This window comes from Nocardia africana NBRC 100379 (genome assembly GCF_001612635.1).
Taxonomy (GTDB): Bacteria; Actinomycetota; Actinomycetes; order Mycobacteriales; family Mycobacteriaceae; genus Nocardia; species Nocardia africana.
The window spans coordinates 1-26,581 of record NZ_BDAV01000001.1; the positions used below are offsets into that span (position 1 = coordinate 1).

The following is a 26,581-nucleotide window of genomic DNA, read 5'->3' on the forward strand; positions in this document are numbered from 1 at the left end:
CTCACCATCTCCCAGATTTTCATCTGTTCGATCGGCGAGGCAACTTTTCCAGCTTAGCTCAACCATCGGACCCCAACCAAATCGGGGTCTCGGTCGAACCAGTGTGATCGTCAGGCGCTCCCCGTACTACCGCGTTGTCCCCTTGCCTTTCGGCCCGGGGTTGGTGTCCGTGTCGCTCTGACCTGGAATAAGTTACGTGGCGGTGGATTCTATGTCAAATCGCCTGGTCAGGAAGGCCTTTCGGATGTACGGCGGACTACGCCGGCGTTCCGACCCGCTCCACCTCGGCGCCCAGCGAGCGCAGGTTCTCCACGAAGTGGGGGTAGCCGCGGTCGATATGGAAGACGTCGTGCACCTCGGTGACGCCGTCGGCGACCAGACCGGCGAGCACCAGACCCGCGCCGGCGCGGATATCCGACGACCACACCGGCGCGCTGGACAGCCGCGGGATGCCGCGGACCACGGCGTGGTGGCCGTCGGTGCGGGCGTCGGCGCCCAGGCGGATCATCTCCTCGACGAAACGGAAGCGCGCCTCGAAGATGTTCTCGGTGATCATGGACGTCCCGTCGGCGATGGTCGCCAGGCCGATCGCCATCGGCTGCAGGTCGGTGGGAAAGCCCGGGAACGGCAGGGTGGAGAAATTCACCGCGCGCGGCCGCTCCGGTTGTTCCACGCGAAAACCGTTGGGTTCGAACGTGATTCGCGCCCCCGCCGAACGCAACTTGTCCAGCACCAGCGAGAGGTGCTTGGGGTTCAGGCCGGTGACGCGCACGTCACCCCTCGTCATCGCGGCGGCGATTCCCCAGGTCGCGGCCACGATCCGGTCGCCGATCACCTGATGGGTGGTGGGCGCGAGTTTGCGCACCCCGGAGATGGTGAGCACCGAGGTGCCGGCACCGTCGATGCGGGCGCCCATCCGGGTGAGCATGGTGCACAGGTCGACGATCTCGGGTTCGCGCGCGGCGTTGTCGATGACCGTCTCCCCCTCCGCGAGGACCGCGGCCATGAGGATGTTCTCGGTGGCGCCGACCGACGGGAAATCCAGCCGGATGCGCGCGCCCTGCAGCTCGTCGGCGCGCGCGACCAGGCAGCCGTGCTCGATTTCGCTGGTCGCGCCGAGCAATCTCAGACCCGCCTGATGCATGTCCAGTGGACGGGACCCGATCGCATCACCGCCCGGCAGGGCGACGACCGCGCGCTTGCACCGCGCCATCAGGGGTCCCAGCACGCAGACCGACGCGCGGAACTGCGTTACCGCCGGGAAGTCGGCGTGATATTTCGGCTCGGCCGGGGTGGTGATCGCGACCACCGATCCGTCGACGGTGACATCGCAGCCCAAACCGCGCAGCACCTCCGCCATCAGCGGCACGTCGAGGATGTCCGGGCAGTTGGTGATCGTCGTCGTGCCTTCCGCCAACAGGGCGGCGGCCATCAACTTGAGGACGCTGTTCTTCGCGCCACCCACCGCGACCTCGCCGACCAGCCGACTGCCCCCGGTCACCAGAAACCGTTCACTCACGGGGGCCAGCCTAACGGGAGGGCTGGTCGGTCGCGGCCGGTCCGCCGGTCTCCGATCCCCCGGGCCGCCACAGCACGTCACCGTCCGGGTTGGCCACCCGGCCGAGGATGAACAGCAGATCGGAGAGCCGATTGAGGTATTTCGCGGGCAACACGCCGATGTCGTCCGGATGCGCGTCCACCGCCGCCCACGCCGCGCGTTCCGCCCGGCGCGCCACGGTGCGGGCCGTGTGCAGCAGTGCGGCCAACGGCGTGCCGCCGGGCAGGATGAACGAATTCAGCGGAGCGAGTTCGGCGTTGAACTCGTCACACCAGCGTTCCAGGCGGTCGATATAGGACTGGGTGATCCGCAGTGGCGGATATTTCGGATCCGGCACGACCGGGGTGGACAGATCGGCGCCGGCGTCGAAGAGATCGTTCTGCACTTGGCGCAGCACCTCGGCGATGCGCGCTTCCGGCTGTCCGAGAGCGAGGGCCACGCCGAGGGCGGCGTTGGTCTCGTCGCAGTCGGCGTAGGCCACCAGCCGCGGATCGGTCTTCGGCACCCGGGAGAAGTCGCTCAGACCGGTGGTGCCGTCGTCACCGGTCCGGGTATAGATCTTGGTCAGATGCACACTCATTGCTGGTGACCACCTATTTCTGGGTCAACGTCCCGGACGGCGCCGGATGCGTTCGGAGGGCCGCGATTCGACCCAGGACAGGAATGCCGTCAGCGCCGGGCGATCCAGGGCGAGTTCATAGCTGCCGTCACCGTCGGAAACCGCGATCACGACGATGTCGTCGGTCATGATGTCGTACTCGTCGCCCACCGGAGAACGCCGATCGACCACTTCGATACCCAGCCGCCGGATGGTCGAATCCGGTCCCACCTTCAGGCTGGTGAGTTTGTAGAAGACGAGCCGGGATTCGCCGTAGCGAATCAGGCCGTGCCGCCACCCTTGACCACCCTGCGCCGGAAGTACGCGCAGAATCGCCGCGGTTCCACCCCGGCGCAACATGATCAGGCGATACAGCGACACCAGCGCTACGCCGACCAGCAGCAGCACCAGAATGATCAGAAGCACCATCCCGGTCCGCAATCCAGGTCCGTCCCTTCGCTTCGCCCCTGTGCCGTCGCCAGCGCCGTGCCATCCCCGAACAAGGCCGCTCCCGCAGCGAGTCTACAAACCAGGGCGCTGCGGCACACAGCCGGTACATCCGTTCCACAAACGAGGATATCGGCCGATTCGCCGATCCGGAGGAAGGTGATCAGAGGCACACTCGCACAAAGACATTCGAAGCACACCCGGGTTGGCTGGGCACAGGATTCACAATGGGCCCGTATTCGCAGGTTGCGAACGTTTCGCAGGTTCACCCGACAACGCGTGCGGGAAGTTCTCGTGCGATTCCCGGCCGTAGTCACCCGGCATTTCCAGGTGCTCTCGACCTCGAACCGGACGTGAACAAACCTCGCCGTGGCGGAAACGCCGTGTGGCGGCCCGGACATCCGGACCGCCACACGGTTGCGCTATTCGGTTGTCGCCCTGAGGCGTTCGCGTCAGGCGTTTATCGCTTCCACCGCGCGAATTCGCGCGGTCGCCGCATTCTGTTCCTGCTCCGAGGCATTCGGATCGGCCAGTACCGCGCGGGCGGCGTCGAGATCGATATCACCCGCGAATTCCGCCGATTCGGCGAGAATCCGGACGGCCTCACCCGTGCACGAGAAGAAGCCGCCGTGCACAGCCGCGACGATCCGCTCGCCCTCGGTGCTGTCGATGGTCACGATCCCGCCCTCGACCAGCTGGCCGAGTACGGGCTCATGGCCGTGCAGAATACCGATCTGACCTTCCGTGGTCTGGGCGCTGACGAAACTCGCCGTCCCCGACCACAGCCGCCGCTCGATGGCGACCAGATCAACTGACATATCCGCCATGGTGGACTACTTCCCGGCGATCTTCTTCGCGGCCGCCTCGACGTCGTCCAGGCCACCGCAGGAGTTGAACGCCTGCTCCGGCAGGTGGTCGAATTCGCCCTTGCAGACCCGCTCGAAGTCGTCGATGGTCTGCTCCAGCGGCACGACCGAACCCGGCTGACCGGTGAACTTCTCGGCCACGATGAAGTTCTGACCGAGGAACTTCTCCAGACGACGCGCCCGGCCGACGAGGACCTTGTCCTCTTCGGAGAGCTCGTCCATACCCAGAATCGCGATGATGTCCTGGAGTTCCTTGTACTTCTGCAGGATTCGCTTGACCTCGTTGGCCACCGCGAAGTGCCGCTCGCCGACGATCGAGGCCTCGAGGATTCGCGAGGTCGAGGTCAGCGGGTCGACGGCGGGGTAGATACCCTTCTGCGAAATCGGGCGGGAGAGCTCGGTGGTCGCGTCCAGGTGGGCGAAGGTGGTCGCCGGCGCCGGGTCGGTGTAGTCGTCGGCGGGGACGTAGATGGCCTGCATCGAGGTGATCGAACGACCACGGGTCGAGGTGATGCGCTCCTGCAGCTGACCCATCTCGTCCGCCAGAGTCGGCTGGTAACCGACGGCCGAAGGCATACGACCCAGCAGGGTCGAGACCTCGGAACCGGCCTGGGTGAAACGGAAGATGTTGTCGATGAACAGCAGCACGTCCTGACCCTGCACATCGCGGAAGTACTCCGCCATGGTCAGCGCGGACAGCGCGACGCGCATACGGGTGCCCGGCGGCTCGTCCATCTGGCCGAAGACGAGGGCGGTGTCCTGAAGGACGCCCATCTCCTCCATTTCCAGGTGGAGGTCGGTGCCCTCACGGGTGCGCTCACCGACGCCGGCGAACACCGACGTACCGGAGAACTCACGCGCGATACGGGTGATCATCTCCTGGATCAGAACGGTCTTGCCGACACCGGCACCACCGAACAGGCCGATCTTGCCGCCCTTCACGTACGGGGTCAGCAGGTCGATGACCTTGATGCCCGTCTCCAGGATCTCGGTCTTACCCTCGAGCTGGTCGAAGGCCGGCGGCTGGCGGTGGATGCCCCACTGCTCGCCGTCGCGGCCCAGGCCGGGGGTGTCGAGGCAGTCGCCGAGGGCGTTGAACACGTGGCCCTTGGTGACGTCGCCGACCGGAACCGAGATCGGCTTGCCGGTGTCGGACACCGGAACGCCGCGGACCAGGCCGTCGGTCGGCTGCATCGAAATGGTACGGACGATGTTGTCGCCCAGGTGCTGCGCGACCTCGAGGGTCAGGGTCTTGGCCACCGACGGCAGGGTGATGTCGGCGTGCAGCGCGTTGAACAGGTCAGGGATGGCGCCGCGGGGGAACTCGACGTCCACAACGGGGCCGTTGACCCGGACGACGCGGCCTGTGCCAGCGCCCGCCCGGCTTGCGTTTTCTTGGGTGACAGCTGCGGTCATTTGTCTTCTTCCGTGGGGGCTTAGTCGCGATCCGAGGACGCAGCCAGCGCGTTCGCGCCGCCGACGATTTCACTGATTTCCTGCGTGATGTTGGCCTGCCGGATCGAGTTCGCCTCGCGGGTCAGGGTGTTGACCAGCTCGGTGGCGTTATCGGTGGCAGCCTTCATTGCGGTGCGGCGCGCGGCCGACTCCGAGGCCGCGGCCTCGAGCAACGACGAGTAGATGCGGGTGTTGATGTACTTCGGCAGCAGGGCGCCGAGCAGCTTGTCCGCATCCGGTTCGAACTCGTAGAGCGAGGTGATCTTCGCGTCCGGCGAGTCGGTGAGCATGTCCTCGCCGAGCTCGAAGTTCTCGTCGATGAAACTCACCTGGATCGGAGCGAGCCGGCGAACCTCGGGCACCTGCGACAGCATCGAGACGAAGCGGGTGTAGACGATGTGAATCTCGTCCACGCCCTCGATCGTCCCGCCGCCCGGCGCTTCCACCTCGGTCCCGGACCCCGCCATGAACACATCCACCAGGTGGTGGCATGCGGCCGAGGCGTCGGTGTAGTGCGGCTGCTGCGAGAAACCGGTCCACGAACCGGCCAGCGGCCGGTTGCGGAAGGTGTAGTACGTCAGGCCCTTGTTGCCCATCACGTACAGCACCGGCTCCTTGCCCTCGGAGCGCAGCGTCGTGATGAGCTCCTCGGTGCGCTTGAGCACGTTGGAGTTGTAGCCACCGCACATACCGCTGTCACTGGTGATCACCAGGATCGCGGCACGGCGCGGAGTCGGCCGCTCGGTGAGCAGCGGATGGTTGAGATTGGACGAGGCACTGGCCAGTTCGCCGAGCACCTTGGTGATCTCTTCCGCATAGGGCTTCGCGGCGGCGACCCGAGCCTGGGCCTTGCTGATTCGCGAAGTCGCGATCAGCTCCTGAGCCTTGGTGATCTTCTTGATCGAGCTCACACCACGAATACGGGAGCGCAGTTCGCGCAAGCTTGCCATCAGCGGTTCACACTCCCTTTGCGTGTCGGATCGGTAGGCATGGTCGGACCCGGCTTACTTCTCGACGTGCTTGCGGGTGACCGACAGCGACTCGACCTCTTCGTGGTCCAGCTCACCGGCGCCGGGCTCGTTGACCACGCGGCTGCCGTCGGAGGCCAGGAAGCCCTGCTTGAAGCGCTCGGTCTCGGCCTTGATCGTGTCGGCGGGCTCGCCCTCGAGCCGCTTCGCGCCACCCTCGAGGGCGTCGAAGGAGCTCTGCACCTTGTTGTGCAGGTGCTCGAGCAGCTCGGCGTTGAAGCGCCGCACGTCGCCGACCGGCACCGAATCGTAGTAACCGGCGTCGACCAGGTAGATCGAGACGATCTGGTCCTCGACCGCGACCGGCGAGTACTGGTCCTGCTTGAGCAGCTCCACCCAGCGCGCACCGCGCTCGAGCTGTGCCAGGGAGGCGGCGTCCAGATCGGAGGCGAAGGCGGAGAACGCCTCGAGCTCGCGGTAGGAGGCCAGCTCCAGACGCAGCGAACCGGCGACGGTCTTCATGGCCTTGGTCTGCGCGGCGCCACCGACACGGGAGACGGAGGTACCGACGTTGATGGCCGGGCGCACACCCTTGTTGAACAGGTCGGACTCGAGGAAGACCTGGCCGTCGGTGATGGAGATGACGTTGGTCGGAATGAACGCCGAGATGTCGTTGGCCTTGGTCTCGATGATCGGCAGACCCGTCATCGAACCGGCGCCCATCTCGTCGGACAGCTTCGCGCAACGCTCCAGCAGACGGGAGTGCAGGTAGAAGACGTCACCGGGGTACGCCTCACGGCCCGGCGGGCGACGCAGCAGCAGCGAGATGGCGCGGTAGGCCTCGGCCTGCTTGGACAGGTCGTCGAACACGATCAGGACGTGCTTGCCCTGGTACATCCAGTGCTGGCCGAGCGCGGAACCGGTGTAGGGCGCGAGCCACTTGAAACCGGCGGAGTCCGACGCGGGGGCGGCGACAATGGTCGTGTACTCCATCGCGCCGTGAGCCTCGAGCGCGGACTTCACGCCGGCGATGGTGGAGCCCTTCTGGCCGATCGCGACGTAGATGCAGCGCATCTGCTTCTTCGGATCGCCGGACTCCCAGTTGGCCTTCTGGTTCAGGATGGCGTCGATGCAGACCGCGGTCTTACCGGTCTTGCGGTCGCCGATGACCAGCTGACGCTGGCCACGACCGATCGCGGTCAGCGCGTCGATGGCGGTGATGCCGGTGGCCATCGGCTCCTCGACCGGCTGGCGCTCCAGCACGGTCGCAGCCTGCAGCTCCAGCACGCGGCGCTCGTCGGCCTCGATCTCGCCCAGGCCGTCGATCGGCTGGCCGAGGGGGTTGATGACGCGGCCCAGGAACTTGTCGCCGACCGGCACCGAGAGCACGTCACCGGTGCGGCGGACCTGCTGGCCCTCTTCGATGCCGTCGAACTCACCGAGGATGACCGCACCGATCTCGTCGGGGTCGAGGTTCAACGCGACACCCAGCACACCGCCGGGGAACTCGAGGATCTCGTTGGTCATCGCCGACGGCAGGCCGCTGACGTGCGCGATGCCGTCACTGGTGTCGGTGACCGTGCCGATTTCCTCGATGGAGGTTTCGGGGGTGTAGCTCTGGGTGTAGCTTTCGATCGCGCTACGGATCTCATCGGGGGAGATCGTCAGCTCCGCCATGGTTCTTCCTGCTCTCGCTGTGGTCTGGAATGTCGGGGTGGGGTTGCCGGCTCGAGGGCTCGGCTAGGCCAGGGCCTGGCGCAGGCGCTGCAGCCGGCCGACGGCGCTGCCGTCGATGACGTCGTCGCCGATGCGCACGACGACACCGGCCAGTAGCGCCGGATCGACCTGCACGTGGATGGTGACCGGCTTGTCGTAGATTCGCTGCAGCGACGCGGCGAGATGCTCCCGCTGCTGCTGCGTCAGGGCCGTCGCCGAACGAACGTGCGCGACGATCTGCTTGCGCAGCGACGCCGCCAGATCGGACAGCTGATCGAAGGCGACGCCGACATCACCGCGCGACCGGCCGACCGCCTGCTCGGCCAGCTGCATGGTGACGTCTTCGACCTTCCCGGTGAGCAGCCGCGCCAGCAGGTCGCGCTTGGCGGCCGCCGGTTTACCGCGATCGGTGAGCGCCTGCTCCAGATCCGGGTTGTCCTCCACGGTGCGGCCCAGCCGGAACAACTCGTCCTCGACGGCGTCGATACGTCCGCGGTCGGCCGCGGAGCGCAACAGCGCCTCCTGCCCGAGCAGCACCAGGGTGTCGACCAGATCTCGGGTCCGAGACCAGTCCTGGGCGACGGCAGTGGTCAGCACGGCCTGGGTGGCCGCGCTGATCTTGCCGCCGAAAACGCGTTCGGCCAGTTCGGCACGCACCGAACTCGACACCGACTTATCCGCGAGCGCCACACGCAGCGAACGCTGGTCGTCGAGCACGGCGACTACGGCGAACAGTTCGGAGCCCGTCGTGGCGGCGACGGAGTCACTCCCGGTGAGTGCGGCCGAAAGAGCTTCCCTCGCACGGGAACTCGCCTCGCGGCTCGCTGCGTACATGCTTCCCACTTTCACTGTGTTGAATTCCGGGGCCCGGAGTGGTCGGGCGCCGGTGACTTGCGTCACCGACAAGACCTCTCAGGCGCAGGTTACCTTCCGACCCCGATGCCGGCCTTCTGATCCAGCTCGGTGAGGAACCGATCGATGGACGCCGCCTGCTTGGCTTCGTCCGCCACGGACTGCCCGATGATCTTCTCGGCCAGGTCGACCGCGGTGCGGCCGAGCTCGGACCGGAGCTCGGTCACGATCTGCTGACGCTGCGCGTCGAGCTGGGCGTGACCGGCGGAGACGATGCGATCGGCTTCGGCCTGAGCCTCCGAGCGCAGCTGCGCGAGGATCTGCTGGCCCTGGGTCCGCGCTTCCTCACGGATGCGCGCGGCCTCGAGCCGGGCCTCGGCCAGCTGCTGCTGGTACTGCTGCAGGGTTTCCTGCGCCTCGGCCTGCGCGGCCTCGGCCTTGGCCATCCCGCCTTCGATCTTCTCCGAGCGCTCGTCGAGCACCTTCGTCAATCGAGGAACCACGTACTTGTAGAACAGGATCCCGATGACGACAACGCACACCACCGACCAGACGATGTCGTATGGCTCCGGAATCAGAGGGTTCTTGTCCTCTGCATTCTCGGCGAGCAAGTACATGTTGTTCATCGGAATCAGAAGATGAAGCCGGCGACGAGACCGATCAGCGCGAGGGCCTCGGTGAACGCGATACCCAGGAACATGTTGGTCCGGATGGTGCCCTGCAGCTCGGGCTGACGGGCGATGCCCTCGATCGCCTTACCGACGACGATGCCGACGCCGACACCCGGGCCGATCGCGGCCAGACCGTAACCGATAGCGCCGTAGCCCTTGACCCGATCCGAGGTCTGGGCGAGTTCGGCGGCCACGTAGGAGAGGCTCATGAGATTTCTTTCCCTTTCTGTTGCCCACCCGCCCGGCGGCCGGTGGGGCAGTTCTTGTGCGGTCGTGCGGTCAGTGCGAGTCGGCGTGCTGCGCGAGGCCGATGTAGACGGCCGTCAGGAGCGCGAACACGTAGGCCTGCAGGAAGATCACCAGGAGTTCGAACAGGGTGAATCCGAATCCCGCGAGCAAGGAGAACGGCGAGAAGATCTTCATCCACGACGCGGCGTCGAAGAGGAAGAACTGGGTGGCGCTGAAGAACAGCACCAGCATGATGTGACCGGACAGCATGTTGGCCATGAGTCGGACGGTCAGCGTGAACGGACGCAGGATGAAGGTCGAGATGAACTCGATCGGAATCAGCAGCACGTGCAGCGCGACCGGAACATTCGGCACGACGATGGACGAGCGCATGTATTTCCAGAAGCCGTACTTGCGGATACCCACGTAGTTGAAGGCGATATAGGCGATGACCGCCAGCACCAACGGCATACCGACGCGTGCGTTGGAGGAGATGTTCAAGAACGGGATGACGCTGGAGAAGTTCAGGAACAACACCGTGAAGAAGATCGTGGCGATCAGCGGGAAATACCGGCGGCCACTTTCCTTGCCGAGCACCTCTTCGCAGATCTGCTCGCGAACGAACAGCAGACCGATTTCCGCGGCGTTCTGCAGTCCGCGCGGCACCAGGCGCGGGCTCCGGAATGCGAGCAACATGACCGCGACCAGGACTGCCGCCATGATGATGCGAATGAGCATCAAACGGTCGAGCTCGAAAGGCGTCCCCTCGAACAGCACAGCTGGAGGGAAGAAGTCTTGCAGCGAAGGCGCGTGGAACTCGCCCGCCAAAGTGGTGACGCTCAGCGTTCTCTCCCGTGTTCGGGCCGCGAGACATGTTCCATCTCGCGGTTCGATCGGACATTGACGATCAGGTGGGTCGACTCAGGTCGGCTCGAAGTTCGTCAGCAGCTGCGCGGGAAACCCCGCTGTGGCGTCTGTACGTCGGCGACATCGTCGACGGTGCAGGGCCGGGACTTCTCACCGAAGGACCGGCACAGCAGCAAGCATAACCTCTCGCACCGGCGACGATGCGGTCGGCCCCGTTGGTTCGGATGCTTACGGTAAAGAGTTTACCAAGGTATCTACGACAACGTGTAGGGGGCCTTGTTCACACGTTCGAACGATCTTGGTCGGCGGATCCCGCGGGCGGGTCGATCACCGGAACACGTTGGCGCAGAAGCCCGTACGTCTCGGCTCCGAGAACAATCAGCAACGCCCCCACGACGGTCAGGAAGAGGGTGCCGGGGCTGTAGAAATCGAACTGGTGCAAGATCGCGACCACGATCATCACGACCAGTATTTTGCCGATCCAGCTCGCCAGCATCACCATGCCCTGAATGCCGGAATCCAATTTCGCGCTGAACAGCACGAGCGCGGCCGTGGTGAGAATGAAGAAACCACCGATCGCGGATCCGATGAGCGCGCCCCAGAAACCGGCCCAGCCCGCGACGATCGAGCCGGCGACGACCGAAACCACCACCAGCACGCACAATCCGGCGATGCCGTAACGCAGCGCTGCTCGTAGTGGCGCGTCGGGGTGCAATTCGGGTGCCGTGCTCACGTCGAGCCACTTTACCCGTTCCTTACTTGCGGCGACCGCGGAGCCCGACCACTTCGCGCAGCGATGGGACGGCCGTCACAACCAGGGCGAAAACCAAACCCGCCGCGAACAGCAGAACCACGACCCGACGGTCCATCAACGAGGTTCCCACGGCCGCGAATGCGAGCACGCCGACCCACAGGTAGATCAACAACACCACGCGGCGGTGCGAATGGCCGATCTGCAACAAACGGTGATGCAAATGCATTTTGTCGGGAGTGGAGAAACTCACACCCGCGCGCACCCGGCGCACGATTGCCAGCACCAGATCCAATACCGGAATGAACATCACCGCTCCCACCAGCAACAGCGGTGACAGCAGACCCACGATGTCGCGCGGCCCGTATCCGGTGAGCGGAATTCGGCCGGATGCGCCGGTGGACACGGCGGCGAGCATCAAACCGATCAACATCGATCCGGAATCGCCCATGAATATTCGGGCCGGGTGGAAATTATGTGGCAGAAATCCCAGGCATCCGCCCGCGAGCGCCGCGGCCAGCAGCGCCGGCGGATAGCCGTCGGTCGCGCCGCCCTGCTGATAGAGCAAACCCACGGTGAACACGAAGACCGCCGCGGCGGCGATCAGTCCCAGCCCCGCCGCGAGACCGTCGAGGCCGTCCACGAAGTTCATCGCGTTGATCATGGTGACGGTGATGGCCACCGTGACCACCCAGCCCTGCAACTGGTCGAGCACCACCGTGGTGTTGCTGAACGGGTTGTAGATGGCCACCCAGCTCAGGCCCATCACGGCCATGGCCCCGGCGGCCGAGATCTGGCCCACGAACTTCGTCAGCGCGTCCAGGCCCCAGCGGTCGTCGACGATGCCGACGAGGACGATCAGCGTGCCCGCGACCAGCACGGCCGGAATATCGCGCGGATAGTCGAAACCGCGGCGCAGCGCCGGCAGCTGATGGGCGAACAGCACCGCGGCCAGTACGCCCAGATAGATGCCGACCCCGCCCATGCGAGGAATCGGCTCGAGATGCACGTCACGATCGCGGGGCACCGCGATGGCGCCGAAACCGATGGCCAGCACCCGAATTCCGCCGGTGGACAACATCGTCACCACCGCGGACACGAGCAGCACCAGAAGCAGCTCGCGCAGCGGGACGACCGCACCCTGACTGAAAACCATCTACCAGGCCGTCAGCGGGTGGTCTCGGGCGAGAGTTCGTCCGGCGCCATGCCCAGCACCTCGGCGACCTGCGCGACGGTCACCGCGCCGGCACGCAGCACGCGCGGGCGGTCGCCGGTCAGGTCGACGATCGTGGAGGGCACGCCGTGTTCGGCCGGCCCGCCGTCGAGGTAGACGCCGACCTGGCTCCCGAGCTGCTGTCGCGCCTCGGTGACCGTCGTGGCCGGCGGCTGCCCGGAGACGTTCGCGCTCGACACGGCCATCGGGCCGACCTCGCGCAGCAGTTCCAGCGCGATCGGGTGCAGCGGCATACGCAGCATCACCGTGCCGCGGGCGTCGCCGAGGTCCCAGGCCAGCGAGGGCGCCTGCTGCACGACCAGGCTCAACCCGCCCGGCCAGAAGGCGCGGATCAGATCGCGCGCCTGCGGCTGCACGGAGAAGACGAGTCCGTCGATGGTGTTCCACGAACCGACCAGCACGGGCACGGGCATGTCACGCCCGCGCCGCTTGGCCGCCAGCAGACCGGCCACGGCCGTGGAATCGAACGCGTCCGCGGCGATTCCGTAGACCGTATCGGTGGGGATAACGGCCAGCCGTCCGGATTTCAGGGTGGTCCGCGCGGCGGTCAATCCGGCGGCACGAGAATCGGGATCGGAGCAGTCGTAGACGGTACTCACGGCGGTGAGTCTATTGAATGTGTCTCACGGCACGTTGCCCGGCTTCGCGCAAATTCTCGGCAATCGACGTGTCAGCGGGCGCGGCGGGCGGCGACGAAGCGCGGGCGACCGGCCAGATCCGGATGTTCGACGACGTCGGAGAATCCGCCGTGTCCGGCGAACAGCGCCGCGACCTGCGGACCGTGCGAGTCGTCGTGTTCGACGGCGGTCACGCCCTCGGGACGCAGCAGCCGCGCGATGGTGGTGACCATGGGGGCGATCACCTCCAGTCCGTCCGGGCCGCCGAACAGCGCGAGATGCGGATCGTGTTCGGCCACTTCGGGATCCAGGCGCGCGCCGGAGGGAATGTAGGGCGGATTGGCGACCACGGCGTCGACGCGGCCGTTCAGCTCGGCCAGCACCTGCGCGTCGGTGACATCGCCGGCGTGCAGCACGATCGGCGTATCCCCTTGCGCGGCTTGCCGATCGGCGTTGCGCTGCGCCCATTGCCTTGCGGTGGGGTCGATTTCGACCGCGTGCACCTCGGCGTCGGGACGGGCGTTCGCGATCGCCAGAGCCAGCGCGCCCGATCCCGTGCACAGGTCGACGACGATCGGAGGGTGCGCGTGGCCGGCCGCCTCGAGCTGAGCCAGCGCCCACGCGAAGACCAGCTCGGTCTCCGGTCGCGGGATGAATACGCCCGGACCCACCTCCAGATCCACCTCACCCAGGGAGGCGGCGCCGGTCAGATGCTGCAGCGGCACCCGCTCGGCCCGGCGGGCCACCAGTTTGTGGAACCGTCCGAGCTGTTCCGGGGTGACCATCGGGATCAGCGCCAGGCGCGAACGCTCGACCTCGAGGACGAAGGCGGCCAGAAATTCCGCGTCGATCTGCGGGCTGTGCACCCCGGCCGCCGCGAGTGTGCGGGCCGCCTCGATGATCGCCGGTCGCAGCGGCAGCCGGTGCCCGCCCGCCTCGCCCGGGCCCCGCATCATTCCGCCGCGAGCCGGGCGGCGCGGTCGGCTTCGCCGAGAGCGTCGAGCAGCGCGTCCAGGTCGCCGTCCAGCACCGAATCCAGATTGTGTGCCTTGAAGCCGATGCGGTGGTCGGTGATGCGGTTCTCGGGGAAGTTGTAGGTGCGGATGCGCTCGGAGCGGTCGACCGTGCGGATCTGTGAGGCACGGCCCGCGGCGGCGTCGGCCTCGGCCTGTTCCTCGGCCAGGCTCTGCAACCGCGCCGAGAGCACCTGCATCGCGCGGATCTTGTTCTGCAGCTGCGAGCGCTCGTTCTGGCAGGTCACGACGATACCGGTGGGCAGGTGGGTGATGCGGACCGCGGAATCGGTGGTGTTGACGCCCTGGCCGCCCTTACCGGAGGAGCGGTAGACGTCGATGCGCAGGTCGGATTCGTCGATCTGGACCTGTTCGACCTCGTCGGGTTCCGGGTAGATCAGCACGCCGGCCGCGGAGGTGTGGATGCGGCCCTGCGATTCGGTGACCGGCACGCGCTGCACACGATGGACCCCGCCCTCGAACTTCAGCCGGGACCAGACGCCGTCGCGACTGGGTTCGCGGCTCTTGATCGACAGCGTCGCCTCCTTGTATCCGCCCAGGTCGGACACGTTGGCGTCGAGCACCTCGACCTTCCAGCCGTGTCGTTCGGCGTAGCGGATGTACATGCGGGCCAGGTCCGAGGCGAACAGGGCCGACTCCTCGCCGCCCTCCCCCGACTTCACCTCGAGCACGACATCGTCGGCATCGTGCGGGTCGCGCGGGGCCAGGAGATCGGTGAGCGTCTTCTCCAGCTCCTCGATCTGCTGTTCGAGGCCGGGCACCTCGGCCGCGAAGGACGAATCGTCGGCTGCCAGCTCCCGGGCGGCCGAGAGATCGTCGCGGGCCGCGGTGAGCTTGGTGTAGGTCGACATGATCGGCGCCAGTTCGGCGAACCGCTTACCGACGCGACGAGCCTCGGCCGGGTCGTTGTGCAGCGCCGGATCGGACAGCTGCGTCTCCAGGCCGGCGTGCTCGGCGAGAATGTCGTCGATGGCGGATGGGGCCGTGATCTTGTCGGCCATGGCGGTTATGCCTCCTGCTGGGAGCTTTCGGACACCAGAAACACACCAACGCCCGGCCTGCGTAGGCAGGACGGGCGCTGGCGGGGTAGCTACTTGGCTTCCGAACCCTCGGACTTCTTGGCGCGCTTGCCGTAGCGGGCCTCGAAGCGGGCGACGCGGCCGCCGGTGTCGAGGATCTTCTGCTTGCCCGTGTAGAACGGGTGGCACTGCGAGCAGACCTCGACGGTGATGTGGCCCGACTCCTTGGTGCTGTGAGTCTGGAAGGTGTTGCCGCAACCGCAGACAACGGTGGTCGGCACGTATGCCGGGTGGATTCCTGCCTTCATGGGTGTCCTCTCGATCTGGCCCCGGGTCGCCCGGGCCCACGGCTGTAGCTGCCGTGCTGCCGTGCTGGACGTGAACCGGAACCGACTAGGCGGGATGGTCTGCCGATCGCAGACGCACCGACGGTCCAGTATGCCAGAACCGCCGATACGCACTCACAACGCACCCCGCACCGCATTTGTTCCGGCATCGGCGCACCCCGGCAGCAGGCACACCCCAAGGAAGTAATGGCACGCGCACTCGCGGGTTCTCGAGCCACGCTGAAAACGAGTAGTCGGCTACTCGGGAGTATGAACACCTTTGTTCGTAGATTCGTTGCAGGAAGAAGACCCATGGCAATCGAACCGACGATCCGAGGGACAGCAGTGAATTTCCACACCGCGCGGGGGGCGAGTAGGAGATCGCGCGCCCCGGCCGTCGGCGAGTCCCGCCTCGGAGAACGTCGTCCTGACCGCACCGTCGGCCCGATATCGGGCCGGGCACATGCGAAGGAGATCGGCGCTGCGACCGTCTTGGCCACGCTGGGGATACTCGTCCTCGCCGGGTGGCTGACCGCCTCCGGCTCCCCGCCCCGCGCGACCGTCGCGACACCCGCCGGACCGGACCGGCCCTACGAATTCGCCGCGACCTCGGTCTCCACCGGATCCATCACCGGTGTCACCGCCCTGATCCTGATCTGCCTGATCACCGCCGCAGCGATGATCGGCCTGTTGTTCTATTCGCCGGCCCCGCCACGCGCCGGCCGACGCCATCATCGACGTGGGCGGTCGCCGCAGACAGCAATGCGGCCCCGCCGAAGCGGGGCCGCATTATCGCGAGCCGAGCGGCACCTACGGGTGCGCACCGGGCACGGAGAGACGTGCTGCTCTCCTATTCGTCCAAGGCGCCCGGCGCGGTCTTCGAGACCGTCATCAGGAATTCGACATTGCTCTTCGACTTCTTCAAACGGTCGATGAGCAGGTCGATCGCCTGCTGCGAATCGAGGCCCGAGAGCACCCGGCGCAGCTTGTGGATGACCGCCATCTCGTCCGGCGACATCAGCAGCTCGTCGTGGCGGGTGCTGGACGGGTTGATATCGACGGCCGGGAACACGCGCCGCTCGGCGATCTTGCGATCGAGCTTGAGCTCGGCGTTACCGGTGCCCTTGAACTCCTCGAAGATCACCGTGTCACCGGTGGAACCGGTCTCCACCATGGCGGTGGCGATGATGGTCAGCGAGCCGCCGTTCTCGATGTTGCGGGCCGCGCCGAGGAACCGCTTGGGCGGGTACAGCGCGGTCGAGTCCACACCACCGGACAGGATGCGACCCGAGGCGGGCGAGGAGTTGTTGTACGCACGACCCAGCCGGGTGATCGAGTCGAGCAGCACGACGACGTCCTGCCCCATCTCGACCAGGCGCTTGGCCCGCTCGATGGCGAGTTCGGCGACCGAGGTGTGGTCGCTCGGCGGACGGTCGAACGTGGAGGCGATCACCTCGCCGCGCACCGAGCGCTGCATATCGGTGACCTCTTCGGGACGCTCGTCCACCAGCACCACCATCAGGTAGCACTCGGGGTTGTTGGTGGCGATAGCGTTCGCGATGTCCTGCAGGATCGTGGTCTTACCGGCCTTCGGCGGCGACACGATCAGCGCACGCTGACCCTTACCGATCGGCATGATCAGATCGATCACGCGGGTCGTCAGCTTGTTCGGCGTGGTCTCGAGCCGCAGCCGCTGGTTCGGGTACAGCGGGGTGAGCTTGTTGAATTCCGGCCGGCGGCGGGCGGATTCGACATCCGAGCCGTTGACCGTGTCCAGCCGCACCAGCGGATCGAACTTCTGGCGCTGGTTGCCCTGTTCGCCCTCGCGCGGAGCACGCACCGCACCGGTGATCGCGTCGCCGCGGCGCAGGCCGTTCTTGCGCACCAGGTTCATCGACACGTAGACGTCGTTCGGGCCGGCCAGGTAGCCGGAGGTGCGGACGAACGCGTAGTTGTCCAGCACGTCGAGAATGCCGGCGACCGGCTGCAGGACGTCGTCCTCGCGGATCTCGACCTCGCGGCCCTCGCCGCCCTCACGGTCACGCCCGCCACGACGGCGCTCGCGGAACCGGCGGCCGCGGCGCCCGCGCCCACCTTCCTCGTCGTCACCGCCACGGTCGCCACCACGGGCGGCGCCGTTCTGGCCGGCCTGGTTCTGGCCGCCGGCCTGGTTGCGGTCGCGGCGACGATCGCCCGACTCCTGATCCGGCTTGGCGTCGCCGCCCTCGACCTTCGGTTCGGTCTTGGTGTCGGCGCGAGCCTCACCACCGCGGTTCTCGCCACGGTTGTCGCCGCCCTCGCCACGCTGGTCGCGGCCACGACGCTGGCGGCCGCGGCCACGCTGGCCACCGTCACGGCCGGACTCGTCACCCGAATCGGCCGGGCGCGCAGCCGATTCCGCGGTTTCCGCCTTGGCGGACGCGTTCTCGGTGCCGACACCGTCGAGAGTCTGCTGCTGACCACGCGCGGCACCGTTGCGGGTGCCCTTCGGCGCATCGTTCTTGGCGCGGCCCTTGCCGGCGGACTCGGCGGCGTTCTCGGCGGTCCGGGTGGACTCGGTCTTCGCCGCCGCCCCGGATTCGGTAGCAACGCCGGCATTCGACGCGGACTTCGCGGCGGACTCGGCGCCCGCGTCCGATTCGGCGGATTTCGCATCGCCCCGGCCACCACGCGCGGATTTGCCGGCGGAGGCCTGATTTTCCTTGATGGCGGCGATGAGATCGCCCTTACGCATTCCGGATGTGCCTCGGATACCGAGCTCTCCGGCAAGCGCACGCAACTGCGGCAACAACATTCCAGTCAGCCCCGATCGTGCGACGTCGGTGTGTTCGCTCATCTTCGAAATCTGTCCGGAGTCACTTTCGCGGCCGTCCGAGGGATTTGCAGTGTCCACCCCGGGTGTCGCGAGCAGGTCCGTATCTGTCACGGAGATCCTTTCCTTCCCTCGATTGCCGTGTGCATATTCGAGGGTTCGTCCCGAAGCCCGATCACTGTGCCGAGCTCGGATGCCGTATCGCCTGCCCCGCCGGACCGATGGAATCACCACCTGGTCACGGCCACCGGTTCATTGAGTGGGAGTGATCATTCCAGTCGCTGTCCCCGACGTCGAGGTCGAAGTCCCGAGTGATTCGAGCCCCCGAGCCACCGAGCTTGAGCAAGGAGCCTGCTGGAGCGATTGCCCTGATGAAGCACCGGCGTCTGACGCGCACGATGTACGGACGTGCTCAGGATAGCTCTGTCTGACCACGTCAGCAAGGCAGCCACGCCATCAGTCCACGCGTACACCCGCGGAAATGTCGGGTTCGACCACGCGCAGACCGTCGTCCTCGGCGAGTTTGCGCAGGTCGTCCGGAAATTCTCCGGTGCCCAGCGCCAGGATGGTCGGTCCGGCGCCCGACACCATCGCGGCGAGTCCGGCGGTGCGCAGCCGGGTGATCCAGGCGGTTGTCAGCGGCAGCGCGGTGGCGCGATAGCCCTGGTGCAGACGGTCCTGGGTCGCGGGCAGGAGCAGGTCGGGACGCTCGGTCAGGGCGACCACCGACAGCGCCGCGCGGCTGACGTTGAACGCGGCGTCGCCGTGCGGCACCATTTCCGGCAGCAGGCCGCGGGTGTGCGCGGTCGAGGACCGCTCCTGCGGGATCAGCACCGTCGCGCGCAGCCGCGGGTGCGGTTCCAGCCGCACCGCACGGTAGACGCGCTGGTGGTGCTCGACGGAGCTGCTCGCGTCGAGTTCGCCGGCCCGGTCGGATTCGGTCCACGACACCACGATGCCGCCCAGCACGCTGGCGGCCGCGTTGTCGGGATGTCCCTCGAATTCCGAAGCCAGTTGCACCAATTCGGCATCCGAACCCGTCAGCGCCGGGTCGAACTTCGCGGCCAGTCCACGCGCGGCGGCGAGTCCGCCGACCGCCGCCGAGGCCGACGATCCCAGCCCTCTCGAATGCGGAATGACGTTGCGGCACACCACGTCCAGCCCGTCCGCCCAGACGCCCGCGGCTTCCAGGCCGCGTTCGATCGCGCGCACCACCAGATGCGAAGGGCCCCAAGGAACATCGTCGGCGCCCTCACCCTCCACCCGGATGGTAAGCCCCGAATCGGTGGTGCGTACCACGATTTCGTCGTACAGCCCCAAAGCGATACCGAGCGAATCGAATCCGGGGCCGAGATTGGCGCTGGAGGCGGGAACCTTCGCGGTCACGGTGATACCGGGCGGGAGGGTCCGCGTCATCAACTGACCTTCGCGCGCACTCAACTCAGGCCAACTCGAGCTCGCGGGCCACCGCTACCGGGTCGACCGCGATCGCCTCCACCGCGGGCATGCCCAGCAGCGCGGTGTCCGGGTCCTTCAGGCCGTTGCCGGTGACGGTGCACACGACGGTGAGGCCGGAATCGAGCCAGCCCTCCTTGCGCGCGGCCAGCAAACCGGCCACGCTGGCGGCCGAGGCGGGTTCGACGAAGACGCCCTCGGTGCTCGCGACCAGGCGGTACGCCGCCAGGATCTCCTCGTCGGTGGCGGCGCGGAAGGCGCCGCCGGACTGTTCCTGGGCGGCCACCGCACTGTTCCAGGACGCGGGCGCGCCGATCCGGATCGCGGTCGCGATGGTTTCGGGATCCTTCACCGGCGCCCCGTTGACCAGCGGCGCAGCCCCCGCGGCCTGCACGCCGAGCATGCGCGGGCGACTCGTGGTGAGGCCGTCGGCGTGGTATTCGCTGTAGCCCTTCCAGTACGCGGTGATGTTGCCCGCGTTGCCGACCGGCAGGGCGTGCACGTCGGGGGCCTTGCCCAGCGCGTCGCAGATCTCGAAGGCCGCGGTCTTCTGTCCCTCGATGCGGGCCGGGTTGACCGAGTTCACCAAGCCGACCTCGGGGAAGTCCGAGGTCACCTTGCGGGCCAGCTCCAGGCAGTCGTCGAAATTGCCCTCGACCTGAATGATCTTGGCGCCGAGCATGACCGCCTGCGCGAGCTTGCCCATCGCGATCTTGCCCTGCGGGATGAGCACCGCGCAGTGCATGCCGGCGCGGGTGGCGTAGGCCGCCGCCGAGGCGGAGGTGTTACCCGTGGAGGCGCACAGCACCGCCTTCTGGCCGCGGGCCTTGGCATCGGTCATCGCCATGGTCATACCGCGGTCCTTGAAGGAGCCGGTCGGGTTGAGGCCCTCGACCTTGAGATACACCTCACAGCCCGTGAGCTCGGACAGGTGATGCGCGGGCACCAGCGGCGTGCCGCCCTCGTAGAGGGTGACCGGCTCCCAGTCGGCGCCGACCGCCAGGCGTTCCCGATAGGCGGCGATCAGCCCCGGCCACGGAGTGTGCACGGCCCCGGCCGACGGCGGCGCTCCTGTCTGACTCATTCCTCGGTGCCTTCCAATCTCAAGACGCTGGTCACGGACGTGACGGACTCCAGCTCGGCAAGTGCTGCCACCGTATCGGCCAGCGCCGACTCCGGTGCGTGGTGGGTGACCACGACCAGTCGGGCGCCCTCGTCGTGTCCCTCCTGGCGGACCGTCGAGATGCTGACACCGTGCTCGGCGAATTTGCCGGACACCGCCTGCAGAACCCCGGTGCGGTCGGCAACCTGCAGGTTCACGTGATAGCGGGTCGGGATGTCGCCGATCGGCGCGATCGGCAGCTCAGCATAAACCGATTCACCCGGTGCGCGGCCACCATAGAACTTGTTGCGGGCCGCCATCACCAGATCGCCCATCACGGCCGAGGCGGTCGGCGCGCCGCCCGCGCCCTGGCCGTAGAACATCAGCCGGCCGGCGTTCTCGGCCTCGACCACCACCGCGTTGAAGGCGCCGTCGACCGAGGAGAGGGGATGCCGCCGCGGGATCAGCGCCGGGTAGACGCGCACCGACACCCGGTCCTTACCGACGGGCGTACTCCCCTCATCACCCGGCGCGGCCACCGCCGAACCGTCCAACGACAGCCGCTCGCCGCCGGGCATCCGCTCGCAGATGGCCAGCAGCTTCACGGTGCAGCCGACCGCCGCCGCGGTCTCCAGATCCTCGGCGGTGATCTTCGAGATGCCCTCGCGGTAGACGTCGGCGGCGGTGACGCGGGTGTGGAAGGCCAGCGAGGCGAGGATCGCGGCCTTGGCGGCGGCGTCGTACCCCTCGACATCGGCGGTCGGATCGGCTTCGGCATAGCCGAGCCGGGTCGCCTCGGCGAGGGTGTCGGCATAGTCGGCGCCGGTCTCGTCCATCGCCGAGAGAATGAAATTCGTTGTGCCGTTGACGATTCCGACCACCCGGTTCACCCGGTCGCCGGACAACGACTGGATCAGCGGGCGCACCACCGGGATGGCGCCGGCCACCGCGGCCTCGAAGTACAGGTCGGCGCGGCTGCCCTCGGCCGCCGCGGCCAGCTCACCGGTGTAGTCGGCCAGCAGCGCCTTGTTCGCGGTCACCACCGACTTGCCGCCGTTGAGCGCGGCCAGGATCAGCTTGCGAGCCGGGTCGATACCGCCCATCACCTCGACCACCAGGTCGACGTCGTCGCGGGCGACCAGCGCTTCGGCGTCGGTGGTCAGCAGCTCGGCCGGAATATCGCGGTCGACGTCGAGGCGCCGCACGGCGACGCCACGCAGCACCACCGGGGCGCCGACCCGCGAGCGCAGATCGTCGGCGTGCTCGCGCAGGATGCGCACCACCTCGGTGCCGACATTGCCCATGCCGAGCACCGCGACCCCGATGGGACGTTCGATTCCGAACGCACCGCCTCGGGCCCGGTTCGTCGCCTCGGTCATGCGTGCACCTCCGTCGCTTCCAGGCTCATCAGATCCGCCGTCGTCTCGCGGCGCAGCAGCAGCCGCGCCTGCCCGTCGCGGACCGCGACCACGGCCGGGCGGGTGAGCATGTTGTAGCGGCTGGCCATCGAATAGCAGTACGCGCCCGTGGCCGCGACCGCAACCAGGTCTCCCGGTCCGACATCGGCCGGCATCCAGGTGTCCCGGATGACGATATCGCCACTCTCACAATGCTTTCCGACCACACGCGCCACCACGGGGGCGGACTCGCTGGAGCGCGAGACCAGCCGGCAGTCGTAGTCGGCCTGATACAGCGCGGGCCGGATGTTGTCGCTCATCCCGCCGTCGACGCTGACGTAGCGGCGCTGCGCGCCGGCGTCGAGCGAGACGTCCTTGGTGGTGCCGACCTCGTAGAGGGTGACGGTGCCCGGGCCGGCGATCGCCCGGCCGGGCTCCACCGCGATGGTCGGCGTGGGCAGGCCGATCTGCGCCGCCTCCACCTCGACGAGGTCGCGCACCTTCGCGGCGAAGTCGTCCAGCGGCGGCGGATCGTCGCTCGGCAGATACGAAATGCCCAGCCCGCCACCGAGATCCAGGATCGCGATCTGCTCGGTGCGCTCGACGCCGAACTTCTCGATCGCATCGCGCAGCAGTCGCAGCATGCGCCGCGCGGAGATCTCGAAGCCGTCGATGTCGAAGATCTGCGATCCGATGTGGCTGTGCAGGCCGACCAGGCGCAGATTATCCGCCTCGAAGACCCGGGCCAACGCCTCCATCGCATCGCCGCCGGCGATCGAGAAGCCGAACTTCTGATCCTCGTGCGCGGTCGAAATGTATTCGTGGGTATGCGCTTCCACGCCGACGGTGACCCGGACCAGCACATCCTGTACCACGCCCGCGCGGGCGGCGACCGCCTCCAGGCGCTCGATTTCGATCAGCGAGTCGACCACGACGTGCCCGACGCCCGCCGCCACGGCCTGCTCCAGCTCGGCGACCGATTTGTTGTTGCCGTGCAAGGCGATTCGCTCGGCGGGGAAGCCGCCGTGCAGCGCCACCGCCAGTTCACCGCCGGAACACACGTCCAGGTGCAGACCTTCGTCACGCACCCAGCGCGCGATCTCGCCGCACAGAAACGCCTTGGACGCGTAGTGGACTCGCGCGCCGGGACCGAATGCACGGACCATATCGCGGCAGCGCGAACGGAAGTCGTCCTCGTCGACCACGAACAGCGGCGTGCCGAATTCGGCGGCGAGCTGCGTGACGGGCAGACCGGCCAGGCGCACCACCCCGTCGGCATCGCGAGAGGCGTTGCGGGGCCAGACCTTTTCGGGCAGGTCGATCATCGCTCGGGGGTCCGCGGGCCGCTCCGGCAAGTTGGGGGCGTGGGGGATCTCGGCGTGCCGAGGTCCCGCCGGATGCGCACTCACAATAATTCCTTCCTCACACGATGACCTGACCGGCGGCGGTTCACATGCGCTCCGGAGCGGATACGCCCAGCAGCGCCAGACCGTTGGACAGCACCTGACGGGTGGCGTCGACCAGTTGCAGGCGGGCGGCGTTGACCGGCAGGACCGGGTCGTCGTTCTGCGGCAGGATCCGCAGCGTCTTGTTGGTCTGGAAGCGGTGGTAGGCGCCCGCCAGTTCCTCCAGATAGCGGGCCACGCGGTGCGGTTCGCGCAGGCCGGCCGCACTCGCCACCACGGCCGGGAACTCGCCGAGGGTGCGGATCAGCTCGCCCTCCTCGTCGGCGACCAGCAGGCCGAGATCCGGTGTGACACCGGCGAATCCGAAGTCGGTGGCATTCCGGGCGACCGCGCAGGTGCGGGCGTGCGCGTACTGCACGTAGTAGACCGGATTCTCACTGCTCTGCTTGGTCCACAGATCCAGATCGATGTCGATACTCGAGTTCACCGAACTGCGCACCAGCACGTAGCGGGCGGCGTCGACACCGATCGCCTCGACCAGATCGTCGAGAGTGACCACCGTGCCGGCGCGCTTGCTCATCCGCACCGCCACGCCGTCGCGCACCAGATTCACCATCTGGCCGATCAGCACCTCGACGGTGTCCGGATCGTCGCCGAACGCGGCCGCCGCCGCCTTCAACCGGCCGATGTAGCCGTGATGGTCGGCGCCGAGCATGTAGATGCACAGGTCGAACCCGCGCGAGCGCTTGTTCTGGAAGTAGGCGATATCGCCACCGATATAGGCGGACTTGCCGTCACTCTTGATGACGACACGGTCCTTGTCGTCACCGTATTCGGTGCTGGCGATCCACCAGGCGCCGTCCTTCTCGTACAGATTGCCCGAGGCCTTGAGCTGGTCGAGCGCCTTCTCCACGGCGCCGGAGGCGAACAGCGAGCTCTCGTTGAAGTACACGTCGAAATCGGTGCCGAAATCGTGCAGCGTCTGCTTGATGTGGGCGAACATCAGCTCCACACCCTCGCGGCGGAACAGTTCGTGCCGCTCGTCCTCCGGCAGCGTCACCGCGTCCGGGTGCGCGGCCGTGATCTGGCCCGCGATCTCGGAGATGTAGGCGCCGGCGTAGCCGTTCTCCGGCGTGGGCGCACCGGTGGCGGCGGCGACCAGCGATTCGGCGAAGCGGTCGATCTGCGCGCCGTGGTCGTTGAAGTAGTACTCGCGGGTCACGTCGGCGCCCTGAGCGGCCAGGATGCGGCCCAGCGCATCGCCGACCGAGGCCCAGCGGGTGCCACCCAGATGGACCGGACCGGTCGGATTGGCGGAGACGAACTCCAGATTGATCTTGGTGCCGGTGAGCGTCCGGGCAGTGCCGTAGGCGGCGCCCGCGGCGCGAATCTGCTCCAGAATGGCGCCCTGGGCGGCCGCGGCGAGGCGGATATTGAGGAAGCCCGGGCCGGCCACGTCGGCCGATTCGATGCCGTCGGTGGCGGCCAGCGCGTCGGCCAGCAGACCGGCCAGTTCGCGCGGATTCATTCCCGCCTTCTTGCCCACCTGCATGGCCACATTCGTGGCATAGTCTCCGTGTTCCGGATTACGGGGACGCTCCACCTTGACCTCGTCGGGCAGGACCGCAGGGTCGGATCCACGTTCGACGAGCACCTTCGCCGCGGTCGCACGAAGGAGTTCTGCAAGGTCAGCTGGAGTCACGAGTCTCTATCCTATGGTCCGAGCGGGTGTGCGCCGCCAGCGGGCACCTGCTCGGCGCACCCGGCATCCGGCACCGGCGGCCCCGGCCCGCCGCGCCCGTACCCCTCCGACACACCCGAAGAGAGCGCTACGCCGATGCCGAACACCAGCGCGAAATCAGCCAAGGCGATTCGTGCCGCCGCGAAATCCGCCCCCGGTGGGGCGTACAACGGCAATTCCAACCCGCCGAAGCCCCGGCGTGTTCCCTGGGCGCTGGTCGGCGCGGTCGTGGTGATCGCCGCCCTGGTCGTCGCGCTGGTCGTCTATTTCGTCCCCAAATCGCGCCACCACGCCGACAAGGAGAAGGCCGTCCCGCCCACCGGCCAGATGGACGAATTCCCCGCCGGTATCCCCGGCGTTCCGGCCATCCCCGGCATGCCGGGGGCGCCGATGCCGACGCACTAGTGCCGCGACGCCGAACCGATCGGCTGAATCCCTGCTCGGACCTGTCTTTTGGCGCACGCCGTGTGATGCGATACGCTTTCCCCGCCCGATCGGACGACGTATCCACTGGTGTCGACCGGGTCCAATCCCCGCCCTCGTAGCTCAGGGGATAGAGCGTCTGCCTCCGGAGCAGAAGGCCGCAGGTTCGAATCCTGCCGAGGGCACACACGGCAAAGGCCCCTGACCAGCAATTCACCGGTCGGGGGCCCTTCTCGTCTGTCACCCCAGCCAGCCCCGGTGTCAGGAGTTGTCACAACCTCGCGCGGATGCATCGGCGTCCCGCAGGTGTGACGAGCGTCATGGAGCCGAATGTGGGTCAACACCTCGGCCGGCGTGTAGGTAACCAGCTTCCGCTTCGTGCCGCTTTGGGCTTGATGGCCCGAGTCACGTTATGTCCCAACAGTTTTCGTTCGATGGCGAGAACCATCGAGGTCGTCTCCACGGCCCGCTCGAGCGAGCGCGCCGAATCACCGGTTGACATCACACTAGACAGGTGTCTAGCTTGGTGTCTAGCCCGGTCGCCCGGAGGGGGCCGTCGAGCCGGAAGGGGCAGATCATGTCGAAAGTGCCTACCCGCGAAGCGCGGCTCGCACATGCCGCTCGGCATGCCGAGTTGTGGAACGCCGGCCGCAAGGACGAATGGGTGGCCTCATGGCGCACCATGTTCCCGGCCGCAGTGCGCATGTTCGACCCGGTCGGCACAGAGGAGAAGACCGGTTTCGACACCGTCACCACCCACGCGTGGGATCTGTTCCAGAGCCTGTTGCGGATCACCATGCTGACCGTGCAGGTCAACGGCGACGAGATGGCCTGGGTGTGCGAGAACCGATTCGGCACCGGTGACGACGTCATCATGGTCCACAGCATCGAGACCTTCGCCTGGGACGCCGACGGCAACCTGCTGATCAAGACCTACTACCCCATGCCCGAGCACATCGGCGCCGACGCCGACCCGTACACGCACATCCTCTCCGGAAAGGCCAACGGCAGCGTGTAGCCGGGCCGAGGGGTACAAAG

Annotated in this window: 25 protein-coding genes and 1 tRNA gene; 3 read left to right on the forward strand and 23 right to left on the reverse strand. The window is 67.3% G+C overall.

Going from position 1 to position 26,581, the window contains the following annotated elements:
- Positions 1 to 256: 256 nt before the first annotated feature.
- The 23 genes from murA to argS form a co-directional block, all read right to left on the reverse strand.
- Complete coding sequence (murA, locus tag NA3_RS00005; protein WP_030518271.1) at positions 257 to 1,519, reverse strand: UDP-N-acetylglucosamine 1-carboxyvinyltransferase; 1,263 nt, start codon at positions 1,517 to 1,519, stop codon at positions 257 to 259.
- A 10-nt stretch (positions 1,520 to 1,529) separates the two neighbouring features.
- On the reverse strand, positions 1,530 to 2,138 hold the full coding sequence (locus tag NA3_RS00010) for a cob(I)yrinic acid a,c-diamide adenosyltransferase (RefSeq protein WP_062961540.1): 609 nt from the start codon (positions 2,136 to 2,138) through the stop codon (positions 1,530 to 1,532).
- Positions 2,139 to 2,162: 24 nt separating this feature from the next.
- The gene (locus NA3_RS00015; protein ID WP_030518273.1) at positions 2,163 to 2,585 is read right to left on the reverse strand and encodes a DUF2550 domain-containing protein; all 423 of its coding nucleotides are present in this window, start codon (positions 2,583 to 2,585) and stop codon (positions 2,163 to 2,165) included.
- A gap of 470 nt (positions 2,586 to 3,055) precedes the next feature.
- A complete protein-coding gene (locus NA3_RS00020; RefSeq protein ID WP_036498593.1) occupies positions 3,056 to 3,430 on the reverse strand; it encodes a F0F1 ATP synthase subunit epsilon in 375 nt (124 codons plus the stop codon).
- Between the two features lie 6 nt (positions 3,431 to 3,436).
- Complete coding sequence (atpD, locus tag NA3_RS00025) at positions 3,437 to 4,885, reverse strand: F0F1 ATP synthase subunit beta (protein WP_062961541.1); 1,449 nt, start codon at positions 4,883 to 4,885, stop codon at positions 3,437 to 3,439.
- 20 nt (positions 4,886 to 4,905) lie between these two features.
- A complete protein-coding gene (locus NA3_RS00030; RefSeq protein ID WP_062961542.1) occupies positions 4,906 to 5,874 on the reverse strand; it encodes a F0F1 ATP synthase subunit gamma in 969 nt (322 codons plus the stop codon).
- Positions 5,875 to 5,928: 54 nt separating this feature from the next.
- Positions 5,929 to 7,569: a F0F1 ATP synthase subunit alpha gene (atpA, locus tag NA3_RS00035; RefSeq protein ID WP_062961543.1), complete on the reverse strand. Its 1,641-nt coding sequence runs from the start codon at positions 7,567 to 7,569 to the stop codon at positions 5,929 to 5,931.
- 63 nt (positions 7,570 to 7,632) lie between these two features.
- On the reverse strand, positions 7,633 to 8,442 hold the full coding sequence (locus tag NA3_RS00040) for a F0F1 ATP synthase subunit delta (protein WP_062961544.1): 810 nt from the start codon (positions 8,440 to 8,442) through the stop codon (positions 7,633 to 7,635).
- 89 nt (positions 8,443 to 8,531) lie between these two features.
- Positions 8,532 to 9,086: a F0F1 ATP synthase subunit B gene (locus NA3_RS00045; protein ID WP_062961545.1), complete on the reverse strand. Its 555-nt coding sequence runs from the start codon at positions 9,084 to 9,086 to the stop codon at positions 8,532 to 8,534.
- Positions 9,087 to 9,091: 5 nt separating this feature from the next.
- Positions 9,092 to 9,340, reverse strand: a complete 249-nt coding sequence (locus tag NA3_RS00050) for an ATP synthase F0 subunit C (RefSeq protein ID WP_025347580.1) — start codon at positions 9,338 to 9,340, stop codon at positions 9,092 to 9,094.
- A gap of 70 nt (positions 9,341 to 9,410) precedes the next feature.
- A complete protein-coding gene (atpB, locus tag NA3_RS00055) occupies positions 9,411 to 10,187 on the reverse strand; it encodes a F0F1 ATP synthase subunit A (RefSeq protein WP_081879867.1) in 777 nt (258 codons plus the stop codon).
- A 319-nt stretch (positions 10,188 to 10,506) separates the two neighbouring features.
- On the reverse strand, positions 10,507 to 10,959 hold the full coding sequence (locus tag NA3_RS00060) for a Cg1360 family ATP-synthase-associated protein (RefSeq protein WP_030518281.1): 453 nt from the start codon (positions 10,957 to 10,959) through the stop codon (positions 10,507 to 10,509).
- A 22-nt stretch (positions 10,960 to 10,981) separates the two neighbouring features.
- The gene (locus NA3_RS00065; protein WP_030518282.1) at positions 10,982 to 12,133 is read right to left on the reverse strand and encodes an MraY family glycosyltransferase; all 1,152 of its coding nucleotides are present in this window, start codon (positions 12,131 to 12,133) and stop codon (positions 10,982 to 10,984) included.
- A gap of 11 nt (positions 12,134 to 12,144) precedes the next feature.
- Entirely contained in the window at positions 12,145 to 12,810 is a 666-nt protein-coding gene (locus tag NA3_RS00070; protein ID WP_062961546.1) for an L-threonylcarbamoyladenylate synthase, read from the reverse strand.
- A gap of 71 nt (positions 12,811 to 12,881) precedes the next feature.
- Positions 12,882 to 13,784 (reverse strand): peptide chain release factor N(5)-glutamine methyltransferase, encoded by a 903-nt coding sequence (gene prmC / locus NA3_RS00075; protein WP_227995364.1) that lies wholly within the window; start codon positions 13,782 to 13,784, stop codon positions 12,882 to 12,884.
- A complete protein-coding gene (gene prfA, locus NA3_RS00080) occupies positions 13,781 to 14,863 on the reverse strand; it encodes a peptide chain release factor 1 (protein WP_062961547.1) in 1,083 nt (360 codons plus the stop codon). The genes prmC and prfA overlap by 4 nt, the downstream gene beginning before the upstream one ends.
- Positions 14,864 to 14,952: 89 nt before the next feature.
- Positions 14,953 to 15,189 (reverse strand): 50S ribosomal protein L31, encoded by a 237-nt coding sequence (gene rpmE / locus NA3_RS00085; RefSeq protein WP_062961548.1) that lies wholly within the window; start codon positions 15,187 to 15,189, stop codon positions 14,953 to 14,955.
- Positions 15,190 to 16,057: 868 nt separating this feature from the next.
- Positions 16,058 to 18,133 (reverse strand): transcription termination factor Rho, encoded by a 2,076-nt coding sequence (gene rho / locus NA3_RS00090; protein WP_062961549.1) that lies wholly within the window; start codon positions 18,131 to 18,133, stop codon positions 16,058 to 16,060.
- A 342-nt stretch (positions 18,134 to 18,475) separates the two neighbouring features.
- A complete protein-coding gene (thrB, locus tag NA3_RS00095) occupies positions 18,476 to 19,435 on the reverse strand; it encodes a homoserine kinase (protein ID WP_062961550.1) in 960 nt (319 codons plus the stop codon).
- A gap of 25 nt (positions 19,436 to 19,460) precedes the next feature.
- Complete coding sequence (gene thrC, locus NA3_RS00100) at positions 19,461 to 20,558, reverse strand: threonine synthase (protein WP_062961551.1); 1,098 nt, start codon at positions 20,556 to 20,558, stop codon at positions 19,461 to 19,463.
- Positions 20,555 to 21,955, reverse strand: a complete 1,401-nt coding sequence (locus tag NA3_RS00105; protein WP_062961552.1) for a homoserine dehydrogenase — start codon at positions 21,953 to 21,955, stop codon at positions 20,555 to 20,557. The genes thrC and NA3_RS00105 overlap by 4 nt, the downstream gene beginning before the upstream one ends.
- Positions 21,952 to 23,382, reverse strand: coding sequence for a diaminopimelate decarboxylase (lysA, locus tag NA3_RS00110; RefSeq protein ID WP_062961553.1), 1,431 nt, complete (start codon positions 23,380 to 23,382; stop codon positions 21,952 to 21,954). The genes NA3_RS00105 and lysA overlap by 4 nt, the downstream gene beginning before the upstream one ends.
- A 40-nt stretch (positions 23,383 to 23,422) precedes the next feature.
- Positions 23,423 to 25,081, reverse strand: a complete 1,659-nt coding sequence (gene argS, locus NA3_RS00115) for an arginine--tRNA ligase (RefSeq protein ID WP_062961554.1) — start codon at positions 25,079 to 25,081, stop codon at positions 23,423 to 23,425.
- Positions 25,082 to 25,216: 135 nt separating this feature from the next.
- Here argS and NA3_RS00120 point away from each other — a divergent pair, with 135 nt between their 5' ends.
- From NA3_RS00120 to NA3_RS00130, 3 genes are all read left to right on the forward strand, one after another.
- Positions 25,217 to 25,525, forward strand: a complete 309-nt coding sequence (locus NA3_RS00120; protein ID WP_062961555.1) for a hypothetical protein — start codon at positions 25,217 to 25,219, stop codon at positions 25,523 to 25,525.
- Positions 25,526 to 25,655: 130 nt separating this feature from the next.
- Positions 25,656 to 25,728: transfer RNA gene (locus NA3_RS00125), tRNA-Arg, on the forward strand.
- A 392-nt stretch (positions 25,729 to 26,120) separates the two neighbouring features.
- Positions 26,121 to 26,561, forward strand: a complete 441-nt coding sequence (locus NA3_RS00130; protein ID WP_062961556.1) for a hypothetical protein — start codon at positions 26,121 to 26,123, stop codon at positions 26,559 to 26,561.
- Positions 26,562 to 26,581 lie beyond the last annotated feature (20 nt).